The sequence below is a fragment of the Runella limosa DSM 17973 genome (genome assembly GCF_000482465.1).
Lineage (GTDB): Bacteria > Bacteroidota > Bacteroidia > Cytophagales > Spirosomataceae > Runella > Runella limosa.
In genome coordinates, this window is record NZ_AXVJ01000070.1 from 20,190 (window position 1) to 31,980 (window position 11,791).

Consider the following 11,791-nt stretch of genomic DNA (forward strand, 5'->3'; position numbering starts at 1 on the left):
TTCGGACCGCAATAATAGCTCCACCAAAAGATGGAATTACTTTTAATATCAAAAATAATCTTTAAATGCTCTTTTTGCGTAGATATTATTCCTTTTCTACTTTTGTGTTCAACCCTCAAATTCTGATGCCTATGTTTAGCTATGAAGATTATAAAGACTTGCTTAACCGTTTTGAACTCAAATATGCCCCCGAAAATCTTTTTCTTGAGGGTGATATTTCTCTTTTGACTAACGAGAGAAGAGTATGTGTGGTTGGCTCAAGAAACGCATCACAAAATGGTTTAAACAGAGCAAAGTCTATTTCTAAATATTTGTGTGAACAAGGAATTACGGTAGTAAGTGGATTAGCACAGGGAATTGATACCATTGCTCATGAAACAGCAATCATTTATGGTAGAACAGTTGCTGTACTTGGTACACCTCTCAATATATCTTATCCAAAAGAGAACAGTAGCTTACTCGACAAAATCAAGGCTAATCACTTAGCTATTAGTCAATTCCCGACAGGTTATCCTACTAACCCAAAAAATTTCCCAATTAGAAATCGTACAATGGCTTTGATTAGTGATGCAACGATAATTGTGGAAGCAAGTGAATCAAGTGGAACAAAGCATCAAGGATGGGAAGCTTTACGAATAGGCAGAAAATTATATATAATGGAAAATGTAATGAATATTTCATGGGCGAAGGAAATGATAAATTACGGTGCAATTGTTTTAACAAGAGATAATTATCAGGAACTTATTGAAGAAATACCGCTTCGCTGTTTTTCTAATGAACTGATGGAGTTATTATGACATTAAGCCAACCATCAAAGCTCGAAATTGAGTATTTAACTCTATTGCGATATTCTCCGAGAGGGCATGAAATGATTCATAAAACATCAAGAGATTGGAAAAATTCAATCAAATCTTGGACTAATATGAAAAAATTTCCTAATTTCTTACTTAACATATTAAATCAAGATAATGGTGTTTTTGAATTTATACAAGACTCAACTTTAGTTCCAATTCCAAGTAGTAGCTTAGTTAAACCTGGTGCTTTACGTGTCCCATTTGAGATTTGTAATGAACTTAGTAAGTTAAAAGATACTTTTCAGATAGTAGATTGCTTAGAAAGATTCAAATCCATTAAATCATCTCATTCGGGCTACACTACCGAAACTCGACCCTCTATTAATGATCATTTTAATTCTCTAAGATTAAGAGATAATTTTATTTACACTAACAAAATTATATTAGTAGATGATGTGATTACAAGAGGAACAACATCAATTTCTTGTGCCCAAATACTACATAATCACTATCCAGATAAAACAATTAGAGTTTTCGCCCTATTAAGACCAGATGATAAAATGCCCGCCGACGCCCCAATTTATAACATAGAAAGAGGCAAGATAACTTTACACCCTTCAAAAAACACATTTATCGAAAAATACTAACACGCAAAGTAGTTTTTTCCCTCAAAAACCTTCAAACTATAATAATTATCACACTTTTGACAACTTTATTTGTTGTCAAAAGTGTGATAGTCAATCAATCATTGTTAAATACAATTAGTATAACAATCCACATACAATCACCTTCTAACGCCATACTACCCTCTTTTCATCCGAACTATAAGGAAAATCACACCTGAGGAATATTCATTTTTTGATAAAAAGCTCAGAATATCACTTTTTGTCCTCCAACTATAAGAAATATCATACTTTTTAAAATAATATTTTAACATAAATAACTAATAATCAATTATTTATTATCAAATATAAGAAATATCACAACACCTTTACAAAGGTTTAGCGGAAGTCATTTTTACACTAACTATAAGAAAAATCACACCTACGAAACGTCCTTTTTTGATAGAAAGCTCAAAATATCAATTATTATTCTCTAACTATAAGAAAAATCACACTTTTATTAATGGGACGAATCCCCTATACAGGATGTCCTGTTTTTTTATAAAAAAGAAAATTTTTACTTGAACAACAACAAATTTTCTTTTTGTTGTTTTATATAAATTTTATTCTTTTTATTATTTAAGACCCCCAATAAGTGGCTTATTTATAAGGGTTTACAGAGCAAAATATAAGAAAAATCACACCTAACTATAAGGAATTTCACACCAACTATAAGAAAAACCACACTTTACTATAAGAAAAATCACACTTTACTATAAGAAAAATCACGTTTTTGAAATATAAGTATAAGAAAAAAATATTATTTTTATATTTCATATTGCAATCTGTCACAAAAACCGTAGGCTCATACTGTTTTATCATTTTTATCGAGTATGGCAAAAAAGGAACTATCTAAAAGAAGAAAGCAGGATCTACAGGATAGGTACACTATCAGAATTCAAGGGGGAAAGTCGGGCTTAGTTGAGGCGACTTCTAAAATGGATATTCACGAGTTCAGGGTTTTTGCGACCATGCTTACGATGGTTTTGCCTGATGACGAAGATTTTACCACCTATGAATTGAGAGTGCAAGATATTATCAAGCTTTTTTCATTAAAGAAGGATGGAAGATATTATGAATTGATGAGGGATGCAGCTCATAGGTTATTAGATAGGAAGTTTGTGATTTACGAAACAAAGGATGATAAAGAGTACAAGACCACCATCAACCTCATTACAGAAACAAGCGAACCAGTCAGTGAAATCAATAAAAATCATATCCTGCTCCAATTCAGCCCGAAGCTGAAACCCTACTTACTCCAACTCAAAAAGGAATACCTTACCATAGATATTAGGAATATTCAAGATATTACAAGTCATTATTCTGTCAAATTGTACTTGGTTTTGAAGCACCAACAAAGACTTGGTAACTCGAAAGCGAAATACACCGTTGAAAGGTTAAGAACAATACTTGCCATTGATGAAGGGGAGTATGAACTATATGGCAGCTTCAAGCAGCAGGTGATACGAAGAGCAATGAACGACATTGAAAAGTACACTGATTTATCAATATGGAAAATCGAAGAAGAAAAATCAGGTAGGTCAGTATCAGCCATTATTTTTTATCTAAAAGACAAAGAAGCCCCACGGCAACAAGAGCTCAAAATTAAAAAGCAACAGAATAGCGTTTTGAAAAAATCCGATGGTAGGGTAGTAATCGAAGCGAGTGAGGTAGAAGAAGTCAGCATTACCGAACATACTGAAATCGTAGTGACGAAAAACAAGCAAGGGGCAAACGATATTGATAGTACATTTCAAAGGGTCAAAAAGTATAAAATTGCGAAGAGTACCGTTAAGGAGTGGTTCAAAGAGTTACCGAAAGAACAGATTCAATTGGGTATTGATTATGTTCTCAATGAAGTCAAAGCGGGGAAACCGACAAAAAATATCGGGGGTTACATCAACCAAATGGTCAGAACTCCAAGTTTGTTTGAAGTTGCCCAGGAAGAAAAGATAGAACAGGAGCGTAAGCATACACAGCAGCAGGTGAAGCAGGCACAGCAGCAGAGTATCAAGGAGCAAGCCGATGCCTTGAAAGCTCAAGCTCATGACATGAAACTGAGTATTTTAGCCGAGGTAGTTGTGAATCAAGAGATTAAACAAGCATTGATTGATAAATTTACTGCGGGTTTTTTCAAAGCATACTACAAAAACAACCTTAGTTTTGAGGAAAATATCAAACACCCTGCGGTAGCGGGATTTATGATTGCAGAAGCGGGGAAGCTTTATCCTGAAATGTTCGCTGATGCGGAATTGCTTGTAAAACAGGCGGAAGCGTTGGAAAGAAGACTATAATAGCCGTTTTTTACACAACACAGCATTGATATGGTTACTTTTGGGCTTGAAATAAGTACAAGATAACCATATAAAACACCTAATTACTTATTCAATTACTACAATTACCAATGGACGGAACATCATTGAACATTACCCAAGACCTTATCAATAAATTAAAGGAAGTTGTACCACAGGCTTTTACCGAGGATAAAATAGATATACAACGCCTACAAACATTGTTAGGTCAAAGCGTTAGTACTGATTCAGAGCGTTACGGCCTGTCATGGGCAGGTAAAAGCGAAGCATACAAAGTTTTGCAAAGTCCATCAACGGCTACACTCATACCCAACCCTGACCAGTCCATTGATTGGGATAATGCCGAAAATGTCTTTATCGAGGGGGAAAACTTGGAAGTACTGAAGGTACTGCAAAAGTCCTATTACGGTAAGGTCAAGATGATTTACATTGACCCACCATATAACACAGGGAACGATTCATTTATTTATCCTGATAAGTTCAGCGAAACCAAAGAGGAATATCTCAAACGTATTGGAGATAAAGATGATGATGGTTTTATGATGAAACAAGGCTTGTTTCGTAAAAACAACAAGGAAAATGGTCAATTTCACAGTAATTGGCTTAATATGATGTTGCCACGTCTATTTTTAGCAAGAAATTTACTTAAAGATGATGGAGTAATATTTGTTTCAATAGATGATAATGAGCAAGCGAACTTAAAAATATTGATGGATGAAATTTTTGGAGAAGAAAATTTTTTAACGACAATAATTTGGGAAAAGAGATTTACAAAAAGTAATAACTCAAAAATGTTTGGTTCTGTTACGGAATTTATACTTTGTTATCGTAAAACGGAGAAGTTATCTACGATAAAAGAGCCAAGAAATGAAAAAAGTGATTCCATATATTCCAACCCTGATAATGACCCGAGAGGTGATTGGACAAGTGTTTCTTATGTGAACCCCGCAACTAAAGAGCAACGTCAAAATTTAGTATATAAGATAATAAACCCTATCACAAATAAAGAAATAGAACATCCAACAAACGCATGGAAGTATGAATATTCGACTCATTTATCTCATGTTGAAGAAAATAAGTTGTATTGGGGGACAAAAGGAGAAAACACATATCCAAGATTAAAAAAGTTTCTTTCTGAAATGGACGGTGGTATGGTGCCGTCAAATCTATGGTATCATAAAGAAGTTGGGACAACAGACCAAGGAAGTAAGATATTAAATGACTTACTGGAAAAAAGTATTTTTGATTTTCCAAAACCACCATCTTTAATAAAGAAAGCTCTTTCTTTTCAAATCAATGATAAAGAAGATAAAGATTTTATAGTTCTTGATTTTTTTGCAGGTTCTGGAACAACAGCACAAGCAGTTTTGGAACTTAATGAAGCAGATGGAGGGAATAGAAAATTTATATGTGTTCAACTACCAGAACTAACAGACGATAAAAGCGAAGCATCAAAAGCAGGACACAAAACCATTGCAGATATTTCAAAAACACGTATAGAAAAAGTAATAGAAAAAATAACGAAAGAGCGTGACGGAAAACTTGAACTTGATAAACACCAAAACTTAGGATTCAGAAAATACACACTTGCAAGCTCAAACTTTAAAATTTGGCGTGGTGATGTGGTAGAGAATGAAGAAGATTTGGTCAAGCAAATGGAGCTATTCACAACTCCACAGAAAGAAAACACAAGAAGCGAACATATCCTTTGGGAGTTACTTATTAAAAATGGTGTCCCATTAACTGAAAAAATCGAGTGCAGCACCTTACAAGATGGTGCAACAATCTACTATACAGCAAACAAGAAGTTGGCTTTTGTACTGGACAAGTACAGTGATGAAGTACAGACCGCAGTATTGGAATTGAAGCCCAAAAATATCATTTGCTTAGATAGCTTATTTCATAATAACGACAACGTAAAGACCAACGCACAACTCAAATTTGAGGACAACGGTATTTCTTTTAAGACTATCTAAGCTATGAAAATACAATTTGAGAAAAACCAACAGTATCAAATAGATGCGATTCAGTCGGTGGTGGACATACTGGAAGGTCAAGACCTTAATACCACTGATTTTGAATTTACGCTTGCAGACGAAAACAGGGGGAGTTTACAGTTTACTGAAATAGGAATAGGTAACAGATTAACCGTTACGCCTGAACAGATACTTGCTAATATCCAAAAAATACAGGCTCAAAACGACCTTGACCCGTCAAGCGAGTTGGAAAAAATACGATTTAAGGATGAGAAAGGTGACACAATAAGCCCGAACTTTGGTAACTTCTCAATTGAGATGGAAACGGGAACGGGTAAGACCTACGTGTACTTGCGTACCATCTACGAACTCAACAAGGTGTATGGGTTCAAAAAGTTTGTCATTGTTGTGCCATCGGTGGCCATCCGTGAGGGAGTCATCAAAAACCTTGAAATTACGTTTGAACACTTCCAAGATTTATACGAAAATACCCCTGCCAGTTTTGAGGTGTATGACTCCAAGAAATTAGTCAGCCTATCAAATTTTGCCCGTAGTAATACCATTCAAATCATGGTAATCAATATTGATAGTTTCACTAAGGATGCAAACGTAATCAATCAGATAAGGGAAAGGGGAGTAAGACCGATTGAGCATTTACAGGCGACAAGCCCAATTGTAATAGTGGACGAACCGCAGAACATGGAAACCGATATAAGGAAAAGAGCCATTGCGAACTTGAATCCTTTGTTTACGTTGCGTTATTCAGCCACTCACACAAACTTGTATAACCTAATCTATAAGCTCGACCCCGTGAAGGCGTATGATTTGGGATTGGTAAAGCAAATTGAGGTTGATTCTGTAATTGCACAAAATGATAACGGAGGGGCTTTTGTTAGTCTGGATAACTTTAAACTTGCCAAAAGTTCAACGTCAGCAGTTTTAACCATACTCAAAAATGAAAGTAACGGAGTAGCCAAAAAATCAGTAACCGCAAAAACAGGAGATAATTTATACCAATTATCAAACAGAGTTGAAGCCTATAAAGACGGTTATATTATCAATTATATTGATTCAGAAGAAGAATTGATTGAGTTTTCAAGTGGTACAGTACTATATAAAGGTAAGCCGCAAGGGGGGATGAATACCGAGATTCAAAAGGAGATGATAAGGGCAACCATTGACAACCATTTGAAGAAGGAAAAAGAGTTGAACGCTAAAGGTATCAAGGTGTTATCCGTGTTGTTCCTTGATAAAGTTGCAAATTATCGTGAGTATGCACCCGACGGGACAGCTAAAAAAGGGCAGTTTGCACTATGGTTTGAGGAACTTTTGACAGAAGCATTGAAAAACCCAAGATACAACAACTTGTACCCGTATGATGCGGCTCAGATGCACGATGGGTATTTCTCCCAAGACAAGGGTAAGTTCAAGGATAGCTCAGAAGGTCGTTCAACCAAAGCTGATGATGAAGCGTACAGCCTGATTATGAAGGATAAAGAAAGGCTTTTGGATATGGCAACCCCGTTGCGTTTTATATTCAGTCACTCAGCTTTGAGAGAGGGATGGGATAATCCAAATGTGTTTCAGATTTGTACGCTTAATGAAACAAGGTCAGAGATAAAAAAACGCCAAGAGATCGGGCGTGGTTTACGTTTGTGTGTTAATCAGTCGGGAGCAAGAAACATCGACAGGGGAGTGAATAAATTGACCGTCATAGCAAATGAAAGTTATGAGGATTTTGCAAGAGCATTACAGAAAGAAATTGAGAACGATTGCGGGGTTAAGTTTGAGGGTAGAATCAAAAACGCACGTAACCGCCAAAAGATAGAATTGAAAAAGAATTGGGAGTTAGACCAACACTTTTTGGATTTATGGAATCGTATCAAGCATAAAACAGAGTACAAGGTTGATTATAAAACTGACAAACTTATTGAGACAGCGAGCGAAGCAGTCAAGCAAATGCCAACCGTGCCGAAGCCTCAGATACAGCGTATCAAAACAGAAACCAAGTTTGTGAGGGATAAGGACGGTAATTTGCTTGAGGTTGGTGGTGATGTGAAAAGCTCAAAAGAGCGGACAGTATCAGACATAAAATTTGAAATACCTGATTTTGTTGGCTATATCCAGTCAAAAACGGAACTCACAAGAAACACTGTATCACAAATTATTCTAAATTCGGGACGTATCGGTGAGATTTTCAACAATCCCCAGGTCTTCATGGACTCCGTTGTTAAAGCCATTAAGACAGAGTTTGATAGACTGAAAGTAAACGGTATCAAGTATGAAAGGATTGCAGGGCAGAGTTATGAAATGACATTGTTTGAGAGTGAGGAAATAGAATCATACATTGATAATATGATACAGGTTAAGAATCAAGAAAAAACATTGTATAACTATGTATTGATTGATTCACTATCAACACCTGAAAGAAGCTTTGCTGAAGAGTGCGAGACAAGGGATGATGTATTGTTTTATATCAAATTGCCTTCATGGTTCTTGGTCAAGACCCCAATTGGAAACTATAACCCCGATTGGGCATTGATAAAGCAGGAAGAGGGAGAGCAGAAGAAAGTGTACTTTGTGGCCGAGACGAAGGATGCGAAAGCAGCCAAAGATAAAACGTTGCTTAGAGAAAGCGAGAGAATGAAAATCAAGTGTGGAGAAAAACACTTTGCAGAGTTTTCGAGCGAGGAAGTACAGTATAAAGTGGTAGGTAGTTTAGGGGATTTATAAAAATAAAATTGTACTAATGGCAAAGATTCACACTTTAAAAATTAAAAACTTTCGTGGTATTCAAGATTTTGAGCAAGTTTTTGGTTTGACTGATTTTATCTGCTTAATAGGCAGGGGGGACTCAGGAAAAACTACAATATTAAACGCAATATCAATGGTTCTTTCGCCAAGTTGGAATTTATCTTTTTATGATACTGATTTTTATAATTGTGAAATAGATAAAAATATTGAAATTGAAGCGACTTTATATGACTTACCAAATATTTTTTTAAGAGAAAACAAGTATGGTTTGTATATAAGAGGTATTGATAAGGATTCACACAAAATTAGTGATGAAATAAACGATAATCAGATTTCAGCTCTAACTGTTAAATTAATAGTAGATAGAGAATTAGAACCACAATGGTATATAACAAACGGTAGAGAACAAGACCCTATTGAGATAAAAGCAAGCGACAGAGCAATTTTAAATGCTTTTTTAATATCTGATTATGTAGATAGACACTTTTCATGGAGTAAGGGGAATCCATTATACTCGTTACTAAAATTGGAAGATACAGTAGATAATATTAAATCTAATCTCATTGCTGATGCTATGAGAGAAGCTAAAATTAAAGTTGACGGTGGAGACTTTTCACACTTACAAGGAGTAATTGATAAGGTAGAAACTTCTACACGTATTTTGGGAGTACCAGTACAAAAAATCACAACATCAATAGATTTTAAAGATTTCACCTCCAATGAAAGTAAAATATATTTACATGAAGAAAATATACCATTTAAACAAAGGGGTAAAGGTTCTAAAAGGCTTATTTCAACAGCAATTCAATTAGAGTTAGTAAAAAAAGGTGGTATTCTATTAATAGATGAAGTTGAGCAAGGATTAGAGCCTGATAGGGTTCAACATCTTATCAGAACTCTTAAAAATACAAACAAAGGGCAAATTTTTATATCTACTCATTCGAGAGATGTTTTAGTTGAACTTGGAGCTACGAATGTTTACATATTAAAGAAAGGGAATAAAAGCCTGAACCAAATATCACCCACAATAAATGGTTGTTTAAGAAGTAATCCTGAATCTTTTTTTGCAAAAAAGATAATTATTTGTGAAGGTGCAACTGAGGTAGGAATATGTAGAGCAATTAATGAATATAGAATTAGTAAGGGGTTATTTAGTTTAAGTTATCTTGGAATTTGTATTGCAGATGGGGAAGGTACAAATTTTGTAAATTACTGTTTAGGATACTTAGAATTAGGATATGATGTATGTGTATTTTGTGATTCTGATGATGAAGTAATAAATAAAGCAAAAGATAATTTAAAAACTAAAGGGGCTACCATAGTAGATTGCGAAGCAAAGAAATCTATTGAGCAACAGATATTTGATGATGTTCCCCAAGAAGTCATATCGTTGTTGATTGAGTATATTATAGATGAAAAGGGGGAGGAAACTATTAAAGCTAACCTTATAAATATACTCAATCCTTTACCAAAAGAATGGAGAAAAGATTATTCACCCGAGATGATAGATGCTTTAGGGAAATGCTCAAAAAATAAAGGTTTTTATAAAAGAATTGACCACGGTATTTTTTTAGGTTCTAAGTGTTTAGAAAGTTTAGAAGATTTGGTTGGTAGCGAAAAACATCTTGGTAAGCAATTTACCCAATTAGCAAAATGGATAGATAATGGACTATAAAGAATTTGTTTCTAAGCCTAAGAGTATGCTCATAGCCCCAGCAGGTTATGGTAAGACACACACCATTGTTGAGTGTTTAAAATATACAGAAGGTAAACAATTAATACTCACACATACTCACGCAGGGGTAGCATCAATAAAAGAAAAAATAAAAAAAGCTAATATCCCGAGTACAAAATATAGTGTTGAAACAATTTCAAGTTTTGCTCAAAAATATGTTTTATCGTTTTTTGTAGGAGTCATCCCAAGGCAAGAAGATACAAACGTCTATTATCCGTTTATTTTAGAAAATGCTATAAAGTTAATTCAAATAACCCCGATAAAAAATATCATACAAAATACATATAATGGTTTATTTGTTGATGAGTATCAGGATTGCAATTTAGCACATCATCAATTAATTCTTAAACTGTCGGACTACTTGCCTACCCATATATTGGGTGATTATTTACAAGGGATTTTTGATTTTACAGGTGAACCATTAGTAGATATGACGAGTAAAGACGATATGGGCGATTTCCTTGATAATCAATATGAATTAAAAGAACCTTGGCGTTGGAAAAATGGGAATAATGAAAAATTGGGCGAAACGTTAAAAATATTAAGAAGTTTAATATTAGCAAACACACCTATTGATTTAGAACTATTTAAAAAAACTATTGAGACAAGAAAAGTTAATAACTATATTGATAAAGAGTTTTCAACCTTATATCACAATCAAGATGAAAAGGCATTTAAAGAAATGATATGGAGTTTATCAACTGAACAAAGTCTCCTTGTAATATTTCCAGAATCAAGTTCAACTCATTATCGTGAAGCATTTGTAAAGTTTTTTGGAGGTCAGTATAGTTTAATAGAATCCATAGATGACAAAGATTTCTATAAACAAGCAGAGTTTTTTGATACTATGAACATTGATAACGCTGAAAGTAAATTATTCGATTTTGTTGGTCGCTATCTCAAAAATACTTCAAATTGGATTTCTGATAATAAATTAAAAAATAAGCGTTCATCAGATGATAAGTTAAAAATTGAGCCAATAAAAAAGAATTTTGAAAAGTTAAAACAAAAATTTTCTTATTCTTTAGTTTCCAAAATACTCATTGATTTATATCATCTACCAAAAGTTAAGTGTTACAGAAAAGAGTTGTTTCAAAGTATTTATAAGTCATTAGATGATGCAGAACACAATCAAACTACTGTCTATGATTCTATGGTTAGTAGGAGAAATATGATACGTAGAGTGGGTAGAAAAGTTTATGGTAAATGCTTAGGTACAACATTATTAACTAAAGGACTAGAGTTTGATACCGTGGTAATTATGAATATTCATAAGTTTGATTGCCCAAAAAACTTGTATGTAGCACTAACAAGAGCATCCAAAAGACTGATTATATTTACTTCAACTCAAACATTAGCACCATATAGTAAATAAACTTTTAAATATTTAAACCGTTTTCTTTTGCCACGTGGTGTAAGTTTGAACTAATAAAAGACAGCCGTTTTGGTTGTCTTTTTGCATTTATGGGTAGTTTTGCCGTTTCGTACAAAAACCGTCACTTGGAGATAGCTGGCTGATCAATTGTCTTTTCAATTTGTTTTCGATAGCGCTTTACAC

7 protein-coding genes are annotated in these 11,791 nt (G+C 34.2%); all 7 read left to right on the forward strand.

The window, feature by feature from the left end; genetic code table 11:
* The first annotated feature begins 131 nt into the window (after window positions 1-131).
* The 7 genes from K339_RS33055 to K339_RS0108845 all read left to right on the forward strand — a co-directional run bounded on the left by K339_RS33055 (window position 132) and on the right by K339_RS0108845 (window position 11,608).
* Window positions 132-797 carry a DNA-processing protein DprA gene (locus K339_RS33055; protein WP_037299775.1) on the forward strand — a complete coding sequence of 222 codons (666 nt, stop codon included), beginning with the start codon at window positions 132-134 and terminating at the stop codon, window positions 795-797.
* Window positions 798-922: 125 nt separating this feature from the next.
* Window positions 923-1,441 carry a hypothetical protein gene (locus K339_RS0108820; protein WP_157607532.1) on the forward strand — a complete coding sequence of 173 codons (519 nt, stop codon included), beginning with the start codon at window positions 923-925 and terminating at the stop codon, window positions 1,439-1,441.
* Between the two features lie 848 nt (window positions 1,442-2,289).
* Complete coding sequence (locus tag K339_RS0108825; RefSeq protein ID WP_028523278.1) at window positions 2,290-3,750, forward strand: replication initiation protein; 1,461 nt, start codon at window positions 2,290-2,292, stop codon at window positions 3,748-3,750.
* 110 nt (window positions 3,751-3,860) lie between these two features.
* Window positions 3,861-5,744 (forward strand): site-specific DNA-methyltransferase, encoded by a 1,884-nt coding sequence (locus tag K339_RS0108830; RefSeq protein ID WP_028523279.1) that lies wholly within the window; start codon window positions 3,861-3,863, stop codon window positions 5,742-5,744.
* A gap of 3 nt (window positions 5,745-5,747) precedes the next feature.
* Window positions 5,748-8,477: a restriction endonuclease gene (locus K339_RS0108835; RefSeq protein ID WP_028523280.1), complete on the forward strand. Its 2,730-nt coding sequence runs from the start codon at window positions 5,748-5,750 to the stop codon at window positions 8,475-8,477.
* A gap of 16 nt (window positions 8,478-8,493) precedes the next feature.
* The gene (locus K339_RS0108840) at window positions 8,494-10,173 is read left to right on the forward strand and encodes an ATP-dependent nuclease (RefSeq protein ID WP_028523281.1); all 1,680 of its coding nucleotides are present in this window, start codon (window positions 8,494-8,496) and stop codon (window positions 10,171-10,173) included.
* Entirely contained in the window at window positions 10,163-11,608 is a 1,446-nt protein-coding gene (locus K339_RS0108845) for a UvrD-helicase domain-containing protein (protein WP_028523282.1), read from the forward strand. The genes K339_RS0108840 and K339_RS0108845 overlap by 11 nt, the downstream gene beginning before the upstream one ends.
* The last annotated feature ends 183 nt before the right edge of the window (window positions 11,609-11,791 follow it).